Source organism: Jeongeupia sp. HS-3, from assembly GCF_015140455.1.
GTDB lineage: Bacteria > Pseudomonadota > Gammaproteobacteria > Burkholderiales > Chitinibacteraceae > Jeongeupia.
Genome location: NZ_AP024094.1, coordinates 1,248,346 through 1,269,119, shown reverse-complemented (window position 1 = coordinate 1,269,119; position 20,774 = coordinate 1,248,346). Strand labels below are relative to the sequence as shown.

Here is a 20,774-nt window from a genome sequence, read left to right as displayed (position 1 = left end):
ATACTGGGAGAAAACAAGATGGGATATCGACTGTTCATCGACCCGACCACCACCCCGCAAGCTGTTTACCCAAGTGTTGCGACCGACTGGCAAACCGCCGGCAATCACGATCAAGCCGTGATGGCTGTGGTGCTGAACGGTCTGCCCGATGAAGTTTGCGCGTCGAAGGCTTGGTCGGATTCGGATGCTGGCCAGCAGTTTGCCCGCTGGCTGGTCAGTGCGGATCTCGACGGGACGATTCGCCTGAACGAGCACTTCATCTGGCGTTGCTACGATGTGGATGGCACGGTGATCGATAACGGAAATCAGGCCTTGTCGGAGTACCTGAACAGCAAGTTCTTCAAATGCAGATTGAACGTGCTGCCCCGATAAGAAAAGCCGCCTATTGGCGGCTTTTCTTATCGGTTATGGAGTCTACTGAGCGTCTCCGGTCCGGATCACAATCACTGGCGCTGAGCCGTCGATGATGACGTTGCGAATTTGTCCCTCGGTCGATTCGAACCACATGGTTGTCGCGTTGTTGTTGGTCGAGATTGATAGAAGCCTGCCATAAGCTTTGGGAATCTGTATCGCGCGACGCTGCTGGCTGAACCTGTTGAGTGGCCCAAACGAAACCTTGTCCTCATGGGTGCTGCTATCGTCCACGAGGGCCCCCGACTTGAACTGGTAGGCGTGGGCTGAGTGGGAGATCAGGCAGAGCAGCAAAGCGGCATTTGCATGTTTGATTAGCGCCTTCATCTTTTTCTCCAAAACTGTAGTTCTGAGGGAAGCTGAGCTGCTTACTTCCAGTCGCCACGCAGGTGACTGACGCGCTCCTCAAGCAGCGTTCGCGTTGCCGCTTCCGCTGCCACCGGCTCTCCCACATTCACCCCGATCTTCGACCAGATCCCGCGCGGCCATTTCATCATGGCAGTGCCGTCCTTGCGGCTGAAGAAGCTGCCCCACAGCCCTTGCAGTGCGATCGGAATCACCGGTACCGGGGTGCGGCGGATGATTTCCTCGATGCCGGGCTTGAAGCGGTTCATCTCGCCGTCCTTGGTGATCTTGCCTTCGGGGAAGATGCAGACGACTTCGCCGGCTTCGAGGTACTCGGCGACGCGGTCGAAGGCCTTGTCCTTGAGCGTCGGGTCTTCGCGCACCGGGGCGATCGGGATGGCGCCGGCGGTGCGGAAAATGAAGTTGAGCAATGGAATCCTGAAAATGCGGTGGTCCATCACGAAGCGGATCGGCCGGCGTACCCGGCCGGCGAGCACCATCGCATCCATGAAGCTGACGTGGTTGCATACCAGCACGCACGGGCCGGTTTCGGGGATGTTGTCGAGCCCCTGCGCACGGATGCGGTAGAGCAGGTGGGTCATGATCCACACTTGAAAACGCATCATGAATTCGGGGATCAGCGTGTATATGTAGATCGCGACGGCGACGTTCATCAGCGCCACGGTCAGCAGCAGCCCCTTGATCGACAGGCCGGCGCTGAGCAGGGCGATGCTCATGCCGGCGGCAACGACCATGAAGAAGGCGTTGAGAATGTTGTTGGCGGCAATGGCGCGCGAGGTGAAACCCGGCTCGGTGCGGGTCTGGATCAGCGCATACAGCGGCACGATGAAGAAGCCGCCGAACACGCCCAGCAGCAGGATATCCGCCATCACGCGCCAGTGTCCGGCGGCGGTAATGAAGCTCGTCAGCCCGTATTGGCCCGCCGGCGAGTTGGCCAGCGCGAAGTAAAGATCAATGCCGAACAGCGACAGGCCGATGGAGCCGAACGGCACCAGGCCCAGCTCGATCGTGCGGCCGGACAGGCGCTCGCACAGCATCGAACCGACGCCGACGCCGACCGAGAACAGCGTGATCAGCAGCGTGTAGACCTGCTCGTCGCCGTGCAGTGTGACTTTGGCGACTTCGGGCAATTGCGTCAGGTAAACCGCGCCAAAGAACCAGAACCACGAGATTCCCAGCAGGCTGTTGAAGACGGTTTTGTTCTTTTTGACATGAGTGATGATGTGCCAGCTCTCGGCAAACACATTCCAGTTGATCGGCAGTTTGGCGGCTGGCGGCGGGGCGGCAGGCATGCTGCGGCTGCTGAGCCAGCCCAGTACGGCGACGCCGACGCAGGCCCAGATGATCAGCGTTTCGCCGTGCGGCTGATGGCTGATGATCAGCGTGCCGGCAATCTGGCCCAGCAGGATGGCGATGAAGGTGCCCATCTCGATCAGGCCGTTGCCGCCGAGCAGTTCTTGCGGCTTCAGGTATTGCGGCAGGATCGAATACTTGAGCGGGCCGAATAGCGTCGAGTGCACCCCCATCATGAACAGGCAGCCCAGCAGCACGCTGGCATTGCGGGTAGCAAAGCCGTAGCCGGCGGCGAGCATGATGAGGATTTCGAGGATCTTCACCCAGCGGGCGAGGATGGCCTTGTCGTACTTCTCGGCCAACTGCCCGGCGAAGGCCGAGAACAGGAAGAACGGCAGAATGAACACACCGGCCGCGGCATTGACCAGCGTCGCCGCACCCATGCCGGCGGCGGATAGGCCGTGGAAGGCGATCATCACCAGCAAGGCGTTCTTGAACAGATTGTCGTTGAATGCGCCGAAAAACTGCGTCACGAACAGCGGCAGAAAGCGCCGGCTGCGGAACAGCTCGAACTGATTGGGGTGCGACATGGGCACTGGCCTGCGTAATAAATCCGGCGGCCAGTTTACCTTAACCCGCCTGCCGTCTGCCGGACTGCTACCGTCAGGCTGGCCAGAGTGCGCCCAGAGTGCGCGATCCTGCTGCGCCGGTGACGGCGGGCACATTGCCCGCTGCGCGCTGGATAAACCGTTCTGCCAGCCAGGCGAAGGCAATCGCCTCGACCCAATCCGGATCGACGCCGAGCGCGGCGGTGCTGGCGATGCTCACGCCGGGCAGATCACGCGCCAGTGCGGCCAGCAGGGTCGGGTTGTGGGCGCCGCCGCCGCAGATGAAGATGTCGTCGACGCCGGGCGCGGTGGCTTTGACGGCATCGGCGATGGTTCTGGCGGTGTAGGTCGTCAGCGTGGCCATGACGTCTTCGATGCGGTCGGTGCGCCCGGTCAGGCGGGCGGCTAGCCAGTTGGCATGAAACAGGTCGCGGCCGGTGCTTTTGGGCGCGGGCAGGGCGAGATAGGGCTCGCGCAGCAGCTCGGCGAGCAGATCGTCCAGAATTTTTCCGCTGGCCGCCCACGCGCCGCCGGCGTCGTACGCCGCGCCGCGATGGCGGTGGATCCACAAATCCATCAGCACATTGCCGGGGCCGGTATCAAAACCGGTGATGTCGCCGCTGCGGGGCAGATCGGTGAGGTTGGCGATGCCGCCGATATTGACGATCACACGGTGGCGCCGTGCATCGGCGAAGATCGCCTCGTGAAAAGCGGGTACCAGCGGTGCGCCCTGACCGCCGGCGGCGACATCGCGCGAGCGGAAGTCGCCGATGACGCTGATGCCGCTGCGCTCGGCCAGGCGGGCGTTGTTGCCGAGCTGGATGGTGTAACCGCGCTCGGGGCGATGGCGGATCGTCTGGCCGTGATTGCCGATGGCGGTGACGTCACTCGCCGCCACGCCGGCCTTGGCCAATAGCGCGGCGACCGCGTCGACATAGCAATCGGCCAGTGCATTGCCGGCTTGCCACGCCAGATCGATTTCATTCGGGGCCGGCGCTTGCAGCGTGAGCAGATCACGCCGCAAGGCTTCGGGTAGCGGCGAGCCTTGCGCGGCGATCAGCCTGGGCTGGGCGCCGGCAAGGTCGACGAGGACGGCATCGACGCCATCAAGACTGGTGCCTGTCATCAGGCCGATCAGAAGTTGCGGGCGCGTCATGGTTCCTCGTTGAATTATTTGATGCTGGCCAACCTCGATCCATCCAGCAGGGCCAGTTGTTCGCCGAGCGGCGAAATGTGCTGCTGGAATGCGGCCAGCCGGTTTTTGTTCAGCGCCGGATCGGCGGGCAATTTTACTGCCAAAGGATCGACTTGCTGATCATTGATGCGGAATTCGTAATGCAGATGCGGCCCGGTCGAGCGGCCGGTGCTGCCGACATAGCCGATCAGCTGGCCCTTGCTCACGGTGCTGCCGGCCTTCAGTCCGCTGGCGAACTTGCTCATGTGGGCGTAGACGGTCTGGTAGCGACCGTCGTGGCGGATCTCGGCCATATTGCCGTAGGCGCCTTCGCGGCCGTACTTGATCAGCTTGCCATCGCCGGCAGCATAGATCGGCGTACCGCTCGGTGCGGCCAGATCGACGCCTTCGTGGCCGATTGCCCGTTTCAGGATCGGATGAAAGCGCATGCCGAAGCTGGAAGAGACATGGCTGAAATCGGTCGGGTAACGCAGGAAGCGCGACGAGGTACTGCTGCCATCTTCAGCATAGTAAGCCCCCGGTTGATTGGCCGGCTGGAACCAGAAGGTGCGTTTCAGCGCTTTGCCATCGTTCAACGAGGCCGCCAGTACCCGGCCGGTACGCACGCTAAGGCCGTCTTGCTGGAACGATTCGTACAGCACGCTGTACTTGCTGCCCGGGGCGAGCTCGCGGGTATTGTCGCTGTTGTGAAACAGCGCAGCCAGCTGCTGGCGGATGCCGGCTGGCAGGTCGAGCGTATTGAACGCGGTGCTGATGTCACCCTTGAGCGTGCCGCTGCTATAAGCCGTGGTTTGCACCACTGCCACCGTGGTCGTATCGATGCTGAAGGTGTCGCCACTACGGATCAAGGTCAGCTTCTGATCTTGCGCGTTGATGTAGCTGAGCTGGTTCAGCCGGCCATCACGGGTCGTTACCGCCTCGATGCTGCGCCCCGGCGTGAGATTGAACAGTCCATGCGCGGCCGGCGTGGCGCGCAGGTAATCGAGCGCTGCGTCGTCATTGACCGACATGCGTGCCAACACCCGTGCCAGCGTATCGCCGCTACGGACGACATCGTTCTGGCGCAGCGGAGTGGTGGCCACGCGGCTGATCAGTTCGGGGGTCGTCAGTGTTTGCGAGATCTGCTGAACCTGCACGTTTTCCTGTGGCCCGTACTCGGCAACGCCATAGGCGCTGACGGTCAGCGAGATCGGCACGGCAATGGCTGCGCCGAGCCAGAGGAGGGGCAGGTGAGGCGGATGAGCATGTGTATTGGTCATTGATTCCACTGCGGTCTGATTCATGATTAAAACGGAAGGTAACAGCGCCGTTCCAGTTTTACTAGGGAAAATTTTTGCAAAAAACCCTTATTTCACAATGAGATACGATGTTTTTCCTTGGCTTTACATCTGATGCCGCCAGCGACGTTTCTTCCGTCACGCCACGCTTTCAGCAAGAGAAATGCACCAGGCGTGTTTGGTCGATGACCGATGAATCCGGCCGGCCGGCTGCGTATGACGCAGATGCTTGACTGCCGGAAATGACATTCGTGCTAGACCGGTATTATTCACGCCCGGCTGTCGGGCATGGCTGAACCGTAAGGTCTTGAAAAATATGACCGTGCTGACCTCAGTTCCCGCTATGAATTGCGTTCCGCGACCGCGCCGGGCGCTGGGCGTGATGCGCCGCATGCATCAGGGTTATCCGATTCTGGAGGCCGGCCCTTTGGCGATGACCACCTATCTGGATGGCTATGGCGCTGAGGCGGCGCTGTGGCTGGGCTACTTCCGTCGCCACGACTGGATCGAGGCACAAGACTGGCCCAACGGCGTGCGCGCGTGGTTTTTGTCCAAACGCGGACTGACCATGCTGGCGCAAGGGGAGGACTGGTGGGCGTCGCTGTCGTGGACGCAGCGGGTGATCTACTGGCTGTGCTGACCGACGTTGCGCAGCAAGATCATGAGCAGATTCTCAGCGCGGTGCGGATGGTCGTGGCGTGGATCGCAACGGTTTCACCGATCGGTACTGAGTAACCGCCACCCATGGTGATCGCGACCGGCACGCCGTAGCGGCGGCACTGCGTCAGCACCATCGCATCACGTTCGGCCAGCCCTTGCTGGCTCAGCGCCAGCCGGCCCAGCCGGTCGCCCTGATAGGCATCGGCGCCGGCCAGGTAGATCACCAGATCGGGCCAGCTGGCGGCGAACAGGCTGGGCAGCGCGTGGGCAAGCTGATCCAGATAGACATCGTCGCCGCTGCCGTCAGCCAGCTCGATGTCGTAATCGCTACGCTCTTTCTGGAAAGGGAAGTTGCCTGCGCCGTGCATCGAGAAGGTATGCAGTATGGGGGCATCGGCCAACATGGCCGCCGTGCCATTGCCTTGATGTACATCCAGATCGATCACCAGCGCCCGTTTGATTGCGCCCTCCTGCAACAGCAGGCGCAGGGCCACCGCCGTGTCATTGAATACGCAAAACCCGCTACCCCGATCGGCATAGGCATGATGCGTGCCGCCAGCGAGGCTGGCCGCACAGCCATGGTCAAGCGCGCTGCGACAAGCCGCGATGGTGGCGCCGGTTGAGCGGCGTGAGCGCTCGACCAGTGCCGCCGACCAAGGCAGGCCGATGGCACGTTCTTCGGCGCGGCTCAGCGTGCCAGTGTTTAGCCGATGCAGATAGCCGGGGGTGTGTGCGCTCAGCAGTTCGGCATCGCTGGCGCGTGGTGCTTCGATGAATTCGGCGTCGGCGAAGTCAGCGACTGCCTCGTACAGCAAACGGTATTTTTCGGCCGGGAAGCGATGACCTTCGGGGAGTGGCAGCGGGAAGCGGTCGGTGCGAAAGATACGCATGTCCTAGCACTGCCCATCCTGCCCCGGAGGTGCGGCGTGGCCGGAGAAGTAGCGGCCGAAACCGATGATTGCGACGCCGGTGGCGGAGAGGATGTGGATGTCGGTGAGGATCCGCGCCAGCCAGTCGCGCGGGTAAATGTCACCGTAGCCGACCGTCGCGGAGGTTACGACGCTGAAGTGCACGCAGTCGAGGAAGGTCTTCAGCGCGCCGACAAAAAAGGCGAAGGGCGCATCGGGGCTGTAGACATGCAGGTCATGGATGCCGGCGAAGGCGTTGTTGTCGAAGTCGAACAACACCAGCGCGTAGTAGGTCAGCGCGAACTGGAAAATCAGCCCCGCATACAGCCGGATCAGCGCCGGCAGGCTGCGGTGGTGGTAGTGGATGATGCTCGACATCAGTATGCCGATCTGGCCGATGAACAGCATCCAGCCGATCGAGCGCAGCCACGGGTAGGCTGAAAGCGTGAATGCACGGCCGTGGTGCAGGTAAACCAGCACCGTCAGCAACAGCGCCAATACGATCGAAATCAGCCCAGCGATCAGCCCCAGTTTGTCGGTACGGCGCAGGCGGAGCAGCATGGTCAGAGTGGCGCGAGCTTGCCGTCGGCCAGCCGGTATTGATGCTGACAGCGCTGCGCCAGCGTCGGGTCGTGGGTGACGATGACAAAACTGGTGCCGAAGTCCTGATTGAGTTCGAGCATCAGCGCGAATACCGCTTCGGCCGTACCGCGATCAAGGTTGCCGGTGGGTTCGTCCGCCAGCACGCAGGCCGGTTGGGTGACCAAGGCGCGAGCGATGGCCGCACGCTGTCGCTCGCCGCCGGACAGTTCACCGGGCTTGTGGGCCAGTCGATGTCCCAAACCAACGCGCTTGAGGATGTCGCGCGCGGCGGCAAAGGCGACCTCGCGCGGCTCGCGGCGGATCAATAGTGGCATGGCGACGTTTTCCTCGGCGGAAAACTCCGGCAACAGGTGGTGGAACTGGTAAACAAAGCCCAGCTGCCGGTTGCGCAGCATGCCACGCTCGGCCTCGCGCAGTGCAAACGGATCGGTCTCGCCGATACGCACGGTGCCACTGCTCGGCGTATCGAGCCCGCCCAGACAGTGCAGCAGCGTTGATTTGCCCGAGCCCGAGGCGCCGACAATGGCGGCCGTGTCGCCGGCGATAAGGCTGAAATCCACGCCTTCGAGTACCGGCGTTTCGAGTTTGCCGCCACGGTAGTGCTTGACGAGGTCTTGGGCGCTCAGAATGACCTTACTCATAGCGCAGCGCCTCCGCAGGATTGATACGGCTGGCGTGCCAGCTCGGGTATAGCGTCGCGGCCAGTGCCAGCACCAGCGAAATCACCGCGATGGTGCCGACGTCGCTCGGGATGATCTTCGACGGTAGTTCGGTGATCAGGTAAACATCCGGCGAAAGGATGCGGGTACCGAGAATGCGTTCGATGCCGGGGACGATAACGCCGAGGTTGGCGGCAACCAGCACGCCGCCCAATACGCCGCAGAGCGTGCCGACAAAACCGGAAATCGCCCCCTGGATCATGAATATTTTCATGATCGAGCCGGGCGATGCGCCCAGTGTGCGCAGAATGGCGATATCGGCCTGCTTGTCGGTCACGACCATCACCAGCGTCGAAACCAGGTTGAACGCGGCGACGGCGACGATCAGCGTCAGGATGATGAACATCATCCGCTTCTCGATTTCCACCGCGCGGAAGTAGGTCGGGTTCTCTTGCGACCAGTCGGATACCGTCAGCGCCGGCATCGTCTGGCTAAGCTCGCGGGCGACACTGCGGGCCTTGAAGAGGTCATCGAGCTTGAGGCGCAAACCGCTGACATCCTCGCCAGTGCGGAACAGCTTTTGCGCATCGCCGATATGGATGAACGCCAGGCCGGCGTCATACGGGTAGTAATCGGCGCGGAACACGCCCACAACCAGAAACTGTCGGAAACGCGGAATCAGCCCGGCCGGCGTCACCTGGCCTTGCGGCGTAATCAGGGTGATCTTGTCGCCGGGGCGTACACCAAGTTCGGCGGCAAGCTGCCAGCCGAGCACGATATTGAACTGACCATCCTGCAGGTCGCTCAGCCGACCCGCCATCATTTTGCTGGCGGCCTCGCTGACCGTGGGTTCGAGGGCCGGATCAATGCCGCGAACGATGGCGCCCTTGACCTGGCTGCCCTGGGCAAGCAGCCCCTGGCCGAGGACATAAGGCGAGGCCGCGACGACATCGGGGTTTTTCTTCGATTCGGCTGCAACGGTGCGCCAGTCCGGCAGGCGATTGTCGACGCTGGTGATTTGCACATGGGCGGCCATGCCCAGAATGCGGTCACGCACTTCTTCCTGGAAGCCGTTCATCACCGACAGTACGATGATCAGCGCCGCAACCCCCAGCGTGATGCCGAGAATCGAAACCAGCGAGATGAAGGAAATAAAGCCATTGCGACGTTTGGCGCGCGTATATCGCAAGCCGATCAGGAGTTCGTACATGGCCCAAGCCAGCAGATGTAGGCGGCGGATTTTAGCACAGTGTCCTTGCGTGGCCCGGCGTGATTAGTCGCCCGAACGGTCGCTGGCCGGGTCGGCACTTGCCGGGAAGCGTCCTAGAATCAAAGGCATGGCCGCGATGCGGCGCTTGCCAACGATAGCGATGGAGTGCGATTGCATGCTGATCGACAAACTGGAGCAGTTCGGACTGAATCAATTCGACAAATGGGTGAGGCAGATTCGCGCGCATGGCGAATTGCCGCTGCAGATCAGGCTCTGGAACGGCCGTGACTATCAGTTTTCGGCCGCGCCAACGGTAACGATCACCCTGCCGAACCCGCAGGCCGTCAGCTATTTCCGCCGGCCCAGCCTGGCCAGTTTGGGCGAAGCCTACGTCGAGGGGCAGGTGGATATCGACGGGCCGCTGCCGAGTGTGTTCGAGGTTGCGGTGGCGCTGGCGGCGCGGCTGGTGTCCGGCCATAAGATGTGGGGGCGCTTGGCTGCCCGTGGTCATCAGCACTCGCGAACGCTTGATGCCAATTCCATCCAGTATCACTACGACATCTCTAACGATTTTTACCGCCTCTGGCTTGATGAGCAGATGGTGTATTCGTGCGCCTACTTTGAAAATGGCGACGAGAGCCTTGAAGAAGCACAAATCAAAAAGCTCGACCATATCCTCAAGAAAATCATGCTCAAACCCGGTGAGCAACTGCTTGATATTGGCTGTGGCTGGGGTGCGCTGGCGTTGCGGGCGGCGACCCAGTTTGGCGCTCATGTGACCGGGGTGACGCTGTCGCAGAATCAGCATGACTTGGCGCAGGCGCGGATTCGCGCCGCCGGTGTCGAGGATCGCTGCAAGGTGCTGTTGTGTGATTACCGCGACGTGAGCGGCCAGTTCGACAAGATCACCAGCGTTGGCATGTTCGAGCACGTCGGGCTGGCCAACTTGCCGGCCTATTTCACCAAAATCCACGCGTTGTTGCGTGATGGGGGTCTGGTGCTCAACCACGGCATCACCACCACCGATGTCGAGAACGGCAGTGGTGCTTTTTTTGGTGGCGGCGATTTTATCGACCGTTATGTGTTCCCCAACGGCGAGCTGCCGCATCTGGCGCTGGCGACCCGGGAAATGTCGGCGGCCGGGCTGGAGGTGCTCGATGTTGAATCGCTACGCCGCCACTACGCGCGCACGCTGGAATGCTGGACCGATCGCTTCGAGGCGCGGGCCGATCAAATTCGTGGCATTGTCGATGAAAAGCACTACCGGATCTGGCGGGTTTATCTGGCTGGCTGTGCCTGGGCTTTCGCCAATGACTGGGTGTCGATTTACCAGTTGCTCGGTTGCAAGGCTGGCGCCGCCGGCTTGAACCCGACGCCGATGTCGCGCGGCTATATGTACGCACGATAAAAAACGGGGCCATCGGCCCCGTTACTGCGAAGCGCACATCGCATTCAGTAGGTGTTCAGTCCGCGGGCACGGAACTGCTCGCGTACCCGCTCGGTCAGCTCGGTGCTCGGTGGTTCGACGCTGGTGAGCTCGTATTTCAAGCCCAGCTCTTCCCACTTGTGCTCGCCCATCTTGTGGAAGGGCAGCACTTCGACGCGCTCGACAATCTCACCGAGTGATTTGACGAAGTCGGCCAGGCCTTCGACGTCGTCAAAATCATCCGAGTAGCCAGGAACCAGCACATAGCGCAGCCACATCTTCTTGCCCAGTCTTTGCAGGCGGTGAGCAAAGTCGAGTGTGGGCTGGAGTGGTTTGCTGGTCAGCCGTTCGTAGCGTTCCGGATTGAACTGCTTGATGTCGAGCAGCACCAGATCGACATTATCAAACCAGCTGTCTTCAAGATGCTCCGCGAGGAAACCCTGAGTGTCCAGCGCGGTATGCAGGCCGAATTCCTTTTTGACCCGGTAGAAAATCTCACCGACGAAATGGGCCTGCATCAGCGGTTCGCCGCCGGAGATGGTCACACCGCCGGTCATTTTCAGGAAAGCGGCGTACTTGCCGATTTCGGCGACGACGTCGTCAACGGTCCACAGTTTGCCGTTGTGCAGTTTCCAGGTGTCCGGATTGTGGCAATACAGGCACTTGAACTGACAGCCCGAGACAAAAGCCACAAACCGCATGCCGGGGCCATCAACCGCGGCGCCGGTTTCGAACGAATGAATGAAGCCGCACATCCGTCCCTGATCGTCGACCATGGCGGAGACGATTTCGCCGGGCGGTTTTTTTACTTCTACGATATCGATGGTCATTGTGTGTGTCTCCAGAGGCAAGGCAGAACAAAGGCGACCCAAGGGCCGCCTTTGTTTCATGCAGGGCGAGGCGGGCCCGCCCCCTGTTTCTTTTTAGATCAGCACTTCACGTGGAAAGTGCGATTGATCACGTCCATTTGCTGTTCGCGGGTCAGCTTGATGAAGTTGACCGCGTAACCGGACACACGGATCGTCAGTTGCGGATACTTTTCCGGGTGATCCATCGCATCGAGCAGCGTGTCGCGATTGAGCACGTTGACGTTGATATGGAAGCCCGTTGCATTGCAGAAGCCGTCCAGGCAAGCGGTCAGGTTGTTGACGCGATCGGCCAGCGAGTGACCCAGTGCATCCGGGGTGGCCGAAGCCGTCCACGAAATGCCGTCCAGTGCGGCTTCATACGGCAGCTTGGCAACCGAGGCACCTGCGGCGACGAAGCCCGAGGTGTCACGGCCGTTCATCGGGTTTGCACCCGGTGCAAACGGAGCACCAGCGCGACGGCCGTCCGGGGTGTTACCGGTCTTCTTGCCGTACACGACGTTCGAGGTGATGGTCAGGATCGACTGGGTCGGCAGCGCATTGCGGTACATCTTGTGGCTCTTGACCTTGTTCATGAACGATTCGGTCAGGTACACGGCGATTTGGTCCACGCGGTCATCGTTGTTGCCGAATGCCGGGTATTCGCCCTCGATCTCGAAGTCGACGGCAATGCCGGCTTCGTTGCGGATGGTCTTGACCTTGGCGAACTTGATCGCCGACAGCGAGTCAGCCGCGACCGACAGACCGGCGATACCGCAGGCCATGGTGCGCAGGATGTCGCGATCGTGCAGCGCCATTTCGATCCGCTCGTACGAGTACTTGTCGTGCATGTAGTGGATCGCGTTCAGCGCCTTGACGTAGGTCTTGGCCAGCCAGTCGAGCATCTTGTCGTACTTGGCCATGACTTCGTCGTAGTCGAGGTATTCCGACGTGATCGGCTCGAAGTTCGGCACGACCTTCTTGCCGCTCTTTTCGTCGACGCCGCCGTTGATCGCGTACAGCATGGCCTTGGCCAGGTTGCAGCGGGCACCGAAGAACTGCATTTGCTTGCCGACTTCCATTGCCGAGACGCAGCAGGCGATCGCGTAGTCGTCACCCCAGTGCGGGCGCATTTGTTCGTCCGACTCGTACTGGATCGAGCTGGTTTCGATCGAAACCTTGGCGCAGAAATTCTTGAAGCCTTGCGGCAGCGCCGGCGACCACAGCACGGTCAGGTTCGGTTCCGGTGCCGGGCCGAGGTTGAACAGGGTGTTGAGGAAGCGGAAGCTGTTCTTCGACACCAGAGTACGGCCGTCCTTGCCCATGCCGCCGATCGATTCGGTTACCCAGGTCGGGTCGCCCGAGTACAGGCTGTTGTATTCCTCGGTACGCAGGAAACGCACGATACGCAGCTTGATGACGAGGTCGTCAATGAACTCTTGCGCTTCGGCCTCGGAAATTTTGCCTTCTTTCAGATCGCGTTCGATGTAAACGTCGAGGAAGGTCGAAATGCGACCGATCGACATCGCTGCGCCGTTCTGTTCCTTGATCGCGGCGAGGTAGCCGAAATAGGTCCACTGAATGGCTTCCTGCGCGGTAGCGGCTGGTTTGCCGATATCAAAGCCGTAGCCGGCGGCCATTTCCTTCAGCTCGCCCAGCGCACGGATCTGTTCGGACAGCTCTTCACGCAGACGGATGGTGTCTTCGGTGAAGTCGAAATCGTCGGTTTCGGCTTTTTCGGCTTTCTTGAATTCGATCAGTTGATCGATGCCGTACAGGGCGACGCGACGATAATCGCCGATGATGCGGCCACGGCCGTAAGCATCCGGCAGGCCGGTGATCACGCCGGACGAACGGCAGGCGCGGATCAGCGGGTTGTAAATGTCGAACACGCCGGAGTTATGGTCTTTGCGGTACTTGCTGAATACTTCTTCGATCTTCGGGTCGAGTTCGCGGCCGATTTCGTGCAGCGAGCTTTCCACCATGCGCAGGCCGGTGTTCGGGAAGATGGCGCGCTTCAGTGGGGCGTCGGTTTGAACGCCGACGATTTTTTCCAGATTCTTGTCGATGTAGCCCGGACCGAAAGCGGTGATGCCGGTGCCGCGATCGGCGGCGACGTCGAGAACCTGGCCCGGTGCGGCGCGTTCGGCGGCCAGCATCTCGGAGAGTTTTTCCCAGACCTTGTTGGTGCGTTCGGTCGGGCCGGCGACAAAGCTGTCGTCGCCTTCATACGGGGTGTAGTTGAGCTGGATGAAATCGCGAACCGCGACTTTCTTCTGCCACTCGCCTTCTTTAAAACCGCGCCAAGCGTTCTGTTGCAGGTTGGTTTCCGGTGCGTTCATGGTGATGCTCCTATGAATGATCTGTTCGACGATCAGTAAAACAGTGGCTTGGAACCACCGGACCCGCGGATCTGCATCGGGTGGGGCACTTCCTATGGGTTTAAGACTACTCTCTTGACCTATCTCACGCTCTGCAAAAAAGCACACTCATTCTGCGGGGCGATACCTGCACTGGCATTGATCAAAATCAAGCCGCTTCGTTCCCGTTTGCGCCTTGGTGGTTGCGATAACGGAGTATGCCACGGGTGTGTCGTGTATGTTTTTCGGGTTTTCCGGGGTGGCAGGAATGTCTGGCGGGCATGGCCAAGCCTGCTTATAGACCCGGGCTCATTGCATTGCGGCGCTAGCGCACGGTTCGGCCGCCAGATGGCGCCCAATGCAAATCGGGCCGGTTGAGGCCGGCCCGATGCTGGGTTTGCTGTTGTGCCGGGCGCTTAGAGCGTGACGGCGTGTTCGCGCGTGGCGTGGAACACGATGTCCGGCCAGCGCTCTTGCGTCAGCGCGAGGTTGACGCGGCTGGTGGCCAGATAAGACAGGCTGTCGGCGGCGTCACGGGCGAGGTTGTTGCCAAGGCTGTTCTCGAAATCGAGCAGCTTCTTGGCGTTGTCGCAGCTGACCCAGCGCGCGGTGTAGATCGTCGTCGATTCGAAGATCGCTTCGACGCCGTATTCGTTCAGCAGGCGCGAGGCGACCACTTCGAACTGCAGTACGCCAACGGCGCCGAGAATCAGGTCCGAGCCGTTCAGTGGCTTGAATACCTGTACCGCGCCTTCTTCGCCGAGCTGCTGCAAGCCTTTCTGCAGTTGCTTGAGCTTGAGCGGGTTCTTGATCCGCACGATGCGGAACAGCTCCGGTGCGAAGTAGGGGATGCCGGTGAACGACAGCGCTTCGCCTTCGGAGAACGAATCGCCGATCTGGATGTTGCCGTGGTTGGGCAGGCCGATGATGTCGCCGGCGTAGGCTTCTTCGACTTGCTCGCGGCCTTGCGCCATGAAGGTGACGACGGAGTTGGCGGCGATGTCGCGACCCAGTCGCAAATGCTTGAACTTCATGCCGCGCGAGAATTCACCCGAACACACGCGCAAGAAGGCGATCCGATCGCGGTGCTTCGGGTCCATATTGGCCTGGATCTTGAATACGAAGGCCGAGAATGGTGCTTCGGTCGGGTCGACGCTGCGCACGGTGGCATCGCGCGCACCCGGCGCCGGCGCCCAGTCGACCAGTGCATTGAGGATCTCGCGCACGCCGAAGTTGTTGATCGCCGAGCCGAAGAACACCGGCGTCAGCGTGCCGGCGAGAAATTCTTCCAGATTGAACGGATGGCTGGCGCCGCGCACCAGTTCCAGCTCCATGCGGGTGTTGTCGATTTCCAGCGGGAACAGTTCGTCCAGGCGCGGGTTATCCAGCCCCTTGATGATTTCGATGCTGCCGTCGGCCTTGCCGCCGCCGGCGTTGAACAGCAGGATTTCATCGTTGAGGATGTGGTACACGCCGCGGAAGGTCTTGCCCATGCCGATCGGCCAGGTGACCGGCGCGCAACGGATCTGCAGTACCGATTCGACTTCGTCGAGCAGTTCCAGGCTGTCGCGTACTTCACGGTCGTACTTGTTCATGAAGGTGACGATCGGCGTATGCCGCATCCGGCAGACGTTCAAAAGCTTGATCGTCTGCGCTTCCACGCCCTTGGCGGCGTCGATCACCATCAATGCCGAGTCAACCGCCGTGAGTACGCGATAGGTATCTTCGGAAAAATCCTGGTGGCCCGGGGTGTCGAGCAGGTTGACGACGTGATCGCGGTAGTCGAACTGCATCACCGACGAGGCGACCGAAATGCCGCGCTGCTTTTCGATGTCCATCCAGTCCGAGGTGGCGAACTTGCCGCCTTTCTTGCCCTTGACGGTTCCGGCGAGCTGGATTGCGCCCGAGAACAGCAGCAGTTTCTCGGTCAGCGTCGTTTTACCGGCGTCAGGGTGCGAGATGATGGCAAAAGTGCGCCGACGGGCAACTTGCTGGGCGAGCGTGGGCATGGTCTTGATTTGTCTTGGATTTTCGGCAGGGAAGGGCGGCATTGTACGCCAATCGATCCGCAATCAAAACCGGTGCGTGTGCGAGGGGATCAGGTCGGGGTGCTGCGCTCGACCGGGAGCAGCAAGGTGAAAACCGCACCGCCATCGCTATGGTTGGTCGCGAAGACCTTGCCGCCGTGGTCGCCCATGATCTGCCGGCTGATTGCCAGCCCCAGGCCTGTGCCGCCGGTCGTGCGCATACGGCTGCTCTGGATGAATTTGTCGAAAATCAGTTCCAGCTCGTCGACGGGGATGCCGGGGCCATGGTCGCGCACCGATACGCCAATCGCCGGCTGGCCATTGTCGAGCGTGGCGTGGGGTAGGTAATCGATGACGATGCTGCTGCCTACCGGACTGAACTTGATGGCATTCGAAAGCAGGTTGACGATGACTTGCATCAGGCGCGTCTTGTCATAAACGGCGAACAGGGGCGCGGTATGTTCGTCCGCCTCCAGATCAAGCCGCTTGCCGAGCATGAGTGGATTGATTTCGTTGACGGCCGTTTGTACGGTTTGTTGCAGGCAATAAAGTGACTTGTCGTATTGCATGCGATTGGCCTCAAGCCGGGACATATCGAGCAGGTCATTCAGCAAAATCAGTAGCCGGTTGCCGCTTGAGTTGATCCGTTCGAAATAGCGCGCCAGATTGGTCGGCTCGGTTCTGCCTGTTTTGGATAGGCCCATTTCCGAGAACGACAGAATGGCGTGCATTGGCGTTCGCAGCTCGTGCGACATATTGGCAAGGAAGGCCGATTTGGCGACGTTGGCGCTTTCGGCCGCTTCCTTGGCTTCAACCAGGTTGCGCTCGAACTCCTTGAGCCGGCCGATGTGGGTCAGGAAGGCGAAGGCGTATTCCAGTTGCTGGTGCTCATCGTTGATTGCCGCCGAGTTGACGAGGAAGGGTAGCGATTCGCCGGTTGAGGCGCGCAGGATGACTTCTTCAATATGGTTGCCGGCGCCAATGCGCGCGACCAGATCGGCCGGGAAAACGCGCGCCGCCTGTTCGCCCCACAATACGTGTGGTGGATGGCCGACCACGTCCTCGCGCCGGTAGCCGAGCAGGCGCGAAAAGGACTGGTTGATTTCAACTATGCGGCCGGATGCGTCGAGCAGGATGAAGCCGTCGGCGGTAGTGTCGATAATCGTGCGCTTGAGACGTTCCGACTGGCGCAGTGCCTGCGCGGCAATCCGTTGCGCGGTGACGTCCTCGATCACGCAGATCACGCCCTTGTCGGCGTCGTCGGGGTCGAGCGCTTTGGCGTAGAGCATGGCCCAGAACTCGGACAAATCACGGCGGAACAGCGCCATCTCGCCGCGATACACGTCGCCCTGTTGCACTTTTTGCAGCATTTGCTGCTCGGCTTCCTGAAACTCGGTCTGGTCGGCGTGAATCAGGCTCATCGGCTGGCCGATGATGGCGCCGGACGAGAAGCCGAACAGCTTTTCAAAAGCCGGGTTGACGAGGCGAATGGTGTTCTTGACCGACAGCATGATCGCCAGCGGGCTGGCGTCGAGCACCGTGCGGATTTCGGCGGTGCGTTCGAGCACCAGGTCCTGCAAGTGATCGCGGTGGCGGCGCAGCTCGCGTTCGGTGTTCTGCCGTTCGGTGATGTCGCGCACCGTCGCGCAGGTGTAGGCCTCGTCGTTGAATTCAATGTGTGCCAGCGTGACCTCGACCGGCAGCAGCTGGCCAAAGCGATCCCGCTGGTGCGTCATTTGCACCAGTTGGCGATCCTGCTTCAGCTTGCCCCAAAATTCGTGCCATTGCGCTTCACCGATGTTGGGGAACAGGTCGGCAAAGCGCAGGCCGAGCATGTCCTCACGGCTGTAATGGGCGATCCGCGATGCGGTGCGGTTGGCGTAGCGGATGTTGCCGAAGCGATCACTCCACAGCACCGCATCCGGCGATTCGTCGACGGTAAATTGCGTCAGATGCAAACGGCCTTCGATTTGTTCGATCCGGCGCAGCTGCCGCAGCAGCAGATAGAACAGTACGGTGACCACCAGTAGCAGCGTGACGGTGATGATGGCGCGGGCGAGCAGGTTGTCACGGAATTTGTGCAGCACCGCGCTCTGGTCGATCGATACGGTCACGATCAGCGGCAGTTCGCCTTGGCTGGCATGAAAAGCGGTGAGCTCGTTCTTGCCGGTGGCCGGGTCGTTCTGGCGATAGACGCTGGTGCGCATCAGGCGGCGCTGCTCGAATAGCAGCGGGTCGCGGGCGCGGACGCTCTGGCCGATGTGTACTTCGTCGAACGGATAGTTGAGGATGACGACGCCATCCGAGCGCAGCAGCTGGATACGCATGCTCGGAGGGAGTTTGAGTGAGTCGTAGAATTCGAGGAAGTAATTCGGCTCGACTCCGGCGAGCAGGATGCCGCCGAAGCTGTTATCGGGGCGATTGATGCGCCGGGTGACCGGAATCAGCCATTTGCCGTCGGTACGGCTGACGACGGGAAGCTGGATTTGCGGGCGCAGATCCGGAAATTGCTGGTGGAAGCCGTAATACGCACGATCGGACAAATCCACGCGGCGCGTCGGGTATTCAAGGCCGTGGCTCTGGATGTGACCGCGCGAATCGATAGCGATGATGCCGCGCACTTGCGGCGCCAGCTTGACCTTGTCGCGCAGCAGCAGATAGGTCAGGTACTCGTCGGCTTTGTCGACGCCGCCCAGACCTTCAAGGTTCTCGATGATGTTCTGCATGGCCTGCTCAACCGAGACAAACGTCCGGGTGGCATGCTCATCAAGCGAGCGGGCGAGCGACATGTTCTGTCGCTCGGCCTCTTCCAGCGCTTGCTGGTAATCGCGCGACGTTACCCAAAGCAACATCGTTATGCCGATGAACATCAGTGCGACATAAAACATGATCAAGCCGCGACGCAGGGGTCGCAGCGAGATTTGAGCGGATTTGGAGTGACGTCGCGGCCAGGGCCAGTTCATATTCAGGAGCGTTTGGCCTCAAGCGTTTCCCAACGCTCTAGCTTTTCGAGTAGCAGGTTTTCGATGACCTCGATTCTATCCTGCATTTCCTTGGCTTTCGTTGCGCTTTCGCTGTAAAGCTGCGGATCGAGCATGGCCTGTTGCAAATCGGCCTGTTCGGTTTCCAGTTGCGCAATGTCGGCAGGGAGCCGATCCAGTTCGCGCTGCTCGTTGAAATTGAGTTTTTGCCCGCGCGATTTGCTGCGCTCGGCGCCTGCCTGTTTGCCGGCCGATTCGGCTGCCGCAGCCTTGGTGCTGGCTGCGGCCTGCGCGGCCTTGCGCGCCCGCACTGCCTGCCAGTCGGCAAAACCACCGACGTTCTCGACCAGCACGCCGTCGCCCTCGAAGGCGATGGTCTGGGTGACGACGTTATCCAGAAAGGCACGATCGTGGCTGACCAGGAACAGTGTGCCGGGGTAGTCGGCCAGCAGCGTTTCCAGCAGTTCGAGCGTATCGATGTCCAGGTCGTTGGTCGGTTCGTCCAGTACCAGCACATTGGCCGGGCGGGTGAACAGCATCGCCAGCAGCAGGCGGTTGCGCTCGCCGCCGGAAAGCGATTTGACCGGGCTGCGGGCGCGTTCCGGCGCGAACAGGAATTCTTCCAGGTAGCCCATCACGTGTTTGCGGGCGCCGCCAATCTCGACGAAATCCTTGCCCTGGCCGATGACGTCGACAATGCTCGCTTCGTCATCGAGTTGGGTGCGGAACTGGTCGAAATAGGCAACCTGCAGATTGGTGCCGCGCTTGACGGTGCCGGTGTCGGGCTCAAGCTCGCCGAGAATCAGTTTAAGTAAGGTGGTCTTGCCGGCGCCGTTCGGGCCAATCAGACCGATCCGGTCGCCGCGCATCAGTCGGGTGGTGAAGTCGGCGACGATGCGTTTTTCCTTGCCGTCGGCATCGATGAACGATTTGCTGACGTGTTCGAACTCGGCCACCAGCTTGCCGCTGCGTTCGCCGGCATCCACCTGGAAGGACACATTGCCGACGCGGTCGCGCCGGGCCGAGCGATCGCGGCGCAATTGCTCAAGCCGGCGCACCCGGCCTTCGTTGCGCGTGCGGCGCGCTTCGACGCCCTTGCGGATCCAGACTTCTTCTTGCGCCAGCACCTTGTCGAACTTCTTGTTGACCTGCTCTTCCGAGGCCAGCAAATCGGCTTTGCGCAGTTCGTACTGGCTGAAGTTGCCCGGGAAGCTGGTGACGCGGCCGCGATCGAGTTCGATGATGCGGGTCGCGACGTTATCGAGGAAGCGCCGATCGTGAGTAATGAACAGCACGCTGCCGCCGAAATTGCCGAGCAGGCCTTCCAGCCATTCGATCGCACTGACGTCAAGGTGGTTGGTCGGCTCGTCGAGCAGCAGCAGTTGCGGTTCGACCACTAGTGCGCGCGCCAGCGCGACGCGTTTTTTCCAGCCGCCCGAGAGTGCCGATACCAGCGTGTCGGCGGGCAGGTTGAGGTGCGAGAGCGTGGCCGAGATCAGCGCATCAAAACGCCAGCCATCGCGTGACTCGATGCCGTGCTGCAGTTCGGCCAGTCGGGTCATGGCTTCGTCGGAGTGATCCTGCGAGTGCGTGGCGAGGTGGTAATCGTGGAGGATCTGTTTGAGCTCGCCGAGGCCTTCGGCGACCGCGTCAAATACGGTGCAATCGTCGGCAAACTCGGGTTCCTGCGCGACATAAGCGACGCGGACGTCGGCCGGAATGCGGATTTCGCCGTCATCGAGCTTGATTACGCCGGCGACGGCCTTGAGTAACGAGGATTTGCCCTGACCGTTGCGACCGATCAGCCCGACCCGTTCGCCCGGCTCCAGCGCCACGGTGGCGTGATCCAGTAGCGGCCAATGGCCGAAGGCAAGCGAGGCGTTTTCAACGAGAAGCAAGGGCATGGCGGTTTTCCATTCAACAAGCCGGCCATTATAAGCGTGCC

At 60.9% G+C, this 20,774-nt stretch carries 16 protein-coding genes; 3 read left to right on the top strand and 13 right to left on the bottom strand.

The window, feature by feature from the left end:
• The first annotated feature begins 18 nt into the window (after nucleotides 1-18).
• Complete coding sequence (locus JLC71_RS05890; RefSeq protein ID WP_200917826.1) at nucleotides 19-372, top strand: hypothetical protein; 354 nt, start codon at nucleotides 19-21, stop codon at nucleotides 370-372.
• A gap of 42 nt (nucleotides 373-414) precedes the next feature.
• Here the strand turns inward: JLC71_RS05890 and JLC71_RS05885 are convergent, their stop codons facing one another.
• From JLC71_RS05885 to JLC71_RS05870, 4 genes are all read right to left on the bottom strand, one after another.
• A complete protein-coding gene (locus JLC71_RS05885; RefSeq protein ID WP_200917825.1) occupies nucleotides 415-738 on the bottom strand; it encodes a hypothetical protein in 324 nt (107 codons plus the stop codon).
• Between the two features lie 41 nt (nucleotides 739-779).
• Entirely contained in the window at nucleotides 780-2,660 is a 1,881-nt protein-coding gene (locus JLC71_RS05880) for an MFS transporter (protein WP_200917824.1), read from the bottom strand.
• A 73-nt stretch (nucleotides 2,661-2,733) separates the two neighbouring features.
• On the bottom strand, nucleotides 2,734-3,834 hold the full coding sequence (locus JLC71_RS05875) for an anhydro-N-acetylmuramic acid kinase (protein WP_200917823.1): 1,101 nt from the start codon (nucleotides 3,832-3,834) through the stop codon (nucleotides 2,734-2,736).
• Between the two features lie 14 nt (nucleotides 3,835-3,848).
• A complete protein-coding gene (locus tag JLC71_RS05870; RefSeq protein WP_200917822.1) occupies nucleotides 3,849-5,132 on the bottom strand; it encodes a M23 family metallopeptidase in 1,284 nt (427 codons plus the stop codon).
• Between the two features lie 400 nt (nucleotides 5,133-5,532).
• Here JLC71_RS05870 and JLC71_RS05865 point away from each other — a divergent pair, with 400 nt between their 5' ends.
• On the top strand, nucleotides 5,533-5,790 hold the full coding sequence (locus JLC71_RS05865) for a hypothetical protein (protein ID WP_200917821.1): 258 nt from the start codon (nucleotides 5,533-5,535) through the stop codon (nucleotides 5,788-5,790).
• Between the two features lie 19 nt (nucleotides 5,791-5,809).
• Here JLC71_RS05865 and JLC71_RS05860 read toward each other — a convergent pair whose 3' ends face one another.
• Genes JLC71_RS05860 through JLC71_RS05845 form a run of 4 tightly spaced genes read right to left on the bottom strand, consistent with a single transcriptional unit; the run spans nucleotide 5,810 to nucleotide 9,190 of the window.
• Nucleotides 5,810-6,700 (bottom strand): histone deacetylase family protein, encoded by an 891-nt coding sequence (locus JLC71_RS05860; RefSeq protein ID WP_200917820.1) that lies wholly within the window; start codon nucleotides 6,698-6,700, stop codon nucleotides 5,810-5,812.
• Between the two features lie 3 nt (nucleotides 6,701-6,703).
• A complete protein-coding gene (locus JLC71_RS05855) occupies nucleotides 6,704-7,279 on the bottom strand; it encodes a potassium channel family protein (protein ID WP_200917819.1) in 576 nt (191 codons plus the stop codon).
• A 2-nt stretch (nucleotides 7,280-7,281) separates the two neighbouring features.
• Nucleotides 7,282-7,962: an ABC transporter ATP-binding protein gene (locus JLC71_RS05850; protein WP_200917818.1), complete on the bottom strand. Its 681-nt coding sequence runs from the start codon at nucleotides 7,960-7,962 to the stop codon at nucleotides 7,282-7,284.
• Nucleotides 7,955-9,190 carry a lipoprotein-releasing ABC transporter permease subunit gene (locus JLC71_RS05845; protein WP_200917817.1) on the bottom strand — a complete coding sequence of 412 codons (1,236 nt, stop codon included), beginning with the start codon at nucleotides 9,188-9,190 and terminating at the stop codon, nucleotides 7,955-7,957. Before JLC71_RS05845 ends, JLC71_RS05850 begins: the two co-directional genes overlap by 8 nt.
• Before the next feature lie 175 nt (nucleotides 9,191-9,365).
• Between JLC71_RS05845 and JLC71_RS05840 the strand changes: the two genes are divergently transcribed.
• Nucleotides 9,366-10,598: an SAM-dependent methyltransferase gene (locus JLC71_RS05840; protein ID WP_200917816.1), complete on the top strand. Its 1,233-nt coding sequence runs from the start codon at nucleotides 9,366-9,368 to the stop codon at nucleotides 10,596-10,598.
• A 44-nt stretch (nucleotides 10,599-10,642) separates the two neighbouring features.
• Here JLC71_RS05840 and pflA read toward each other — a convergent pair whose 3' ends face one another.
• From pflA to JLC71_RS05815, 5 genes are all read right to left on the bottom strand, one after another.
• Nucleotides 10,643-11,446, bottom strand: a complete 804-nt coding sequence (gene pflA / locus JLC71_RS05835) for a pyruvate formate-lyase-activating protein (protein WP_236251001.1) — start codon at nucleotides 11,444-11,446, stop codon at nucleotides 10,643-10,645.
• 98 nt (nucleotides 11,447-11,544) lie between these two features.
• On the bottom strand, nucleotides 11,545-13,803 hold the full coding sequence (pflB, locus tag JLC71_RS05830) for a formate C-acetyltransferase (RefSeq protein ID WP_200917815.1): 2,259 nt from the start codon (nucleotides 13,801-13,803) through the stop codon (nucleotides 11,545-11,547).
• 434 nt (nucleotides 13,804-14,237) lie between these two features.
• The gene (locus JLC71_RS05825) at nucleotides 14,238-15,830 is read right to left on the bottom strand and encodes a peptide chain release factor 3 (protein WP_200917814.1); all 1,593 of its coding nucleotides are present in this window, start codon (nucleotides 15,828-15,830) and stop codon (nucleotides 14,238-14,240) included.
• An 89-nt stretch (nucleotides 15,831-15,919) separates the two neighbouring features.
• On the bottom strand, nucleotides 15,920-18,736 hold the full coding sequence (locus JLC71_RS05820; protein ID WP_200917813.1) for a PAS domain S-box protein: 2,817 nt from the start codon (nucleotides 18,734-18,736) through the stop codon (nucleotides 15,920-15,922).
• 77 nt (nucleotides 18,737-18,813) lie between these two features.
• Nucleotides 18,814-20,733, bottom strand: a complete 1,920-nt coding sequence (locus tag JLC71_RS05815; protein ID WP_200917812.1) for an ATP-binding cassette domain-containing protein — start codon at nucleotides 20,731-20,733, stop codon at nucleotides 18,814-18,816.
• Nucleotides 20,734-20,774 lie beyond the last annotated feature (41 nt).

Coding starts and splice junctions, on each gene's coding strand:
- JLC71_RS05890 (WP_200917826.1), top strand. CDS start 19: ATGGGATATCGACTGTTCATCGACCCGACCACCACCCCGCAAGCTGTT.
- JLC71_RS05885 (WP_200917825.1), bottom strand. CDS start 738: ATGAAGGCGCTAATCAAACATGCAAATGCCGCTTTGCTGCTCTGCCTG.
- JLC71_RS05880 (WP_200917824.1), bottom strand. CDS start 2,660: ATGTCGCACCCCAATCAGTTCGAGCTGTTCCGCAGCCGGCGCTTTCTG.
- JLC71_RS05875 (WP_200917823.1), bottom strand. CDS start 3,834: ATGACGCGCCCGCAACTTCTGATCGGCCTGATGACAGGCACCAGTCTT.
- JLC71_RS05870 (WP_200917822.1), bottom strand. CDS start 5,132: ATGACCAATACACATGCTCATCCGCCTCACCTGCCCCTCCTCTGGCTC.
- JLC71_RS05865 (WP_200917821.1), top strand. CDS start 5,533: ATGCGCCGCATGCATCAGGGTTATCCGATTCTGGAGGCCGGCCCTTTG.
- JLC71_RS05860 (WP_200917820.1), bottom strand. CDS start 6,700: ATGCGTATCTTTCGCACCGACCGCTTCCCGCTGCCACTCCCCGAAGGT.
- JLC71_RS05855 (WP_200917819.1), bottom strand. CDS start 7,279: ATGCTGCTCCGCCTGCGCCGTACCGACAAACTGGGGCTGATCGCTGGG.
- JLC71_RS05850 (WP_200917818.1), bottom strand. CDS start 7,962: ATGAGTAAGGTCATTCTGAGCGCCCAAGACCTCGTCAAGCACTACCGT.
- JLC71_RS05845 (WP_200917817.1), bottom strand. CDS start 9,190: ATGTACGAACTCCTGATCGGCTTGCGATATACGCGCGCCAAACGTCGC.
- JLC71_RS05840 (WP_200917816.1), top strand. CDS start 9,366: ATGCTGATCGACAAACTGGAGCAGTTCGGACTGAATCAATTCGACAAA.
- pflA (WP_236251001.1), bottom strand. CDS start 11,446: ATGACCATCGATATCGTAGAAGTAAAAAAACCGCCCGGCGAAATCGTC.
- pflB (WP_200917815.1), bottom strand. CDS start 13,803: ATGAACGCACCGGAAACCAACCTGCAACAGAACGCTTGGCGCGGTTTT.
- JLC71_RS05825 (WP_200917814.1), bottom strand. CDS start 15,830: ATGCCCACGCTCGCCCAGCAAGTTGCCCGTCGGCGCACTTTTGCCATC.
- JLC71_RS05820 (WP_200917813.1), bottom strand. CDS start 18,736: ATGTTTTATGTCGCACTGATGTTCATCGGCATAACGATGTTGCTTTGG.
- JLC71_RS05815 (WP_200917812.1), bottom strand. CDS start 20,733: ATGCCCTTGCTTCTCGTTGAAAACGCCTCGCTTGCCTTCGGCCATTGG.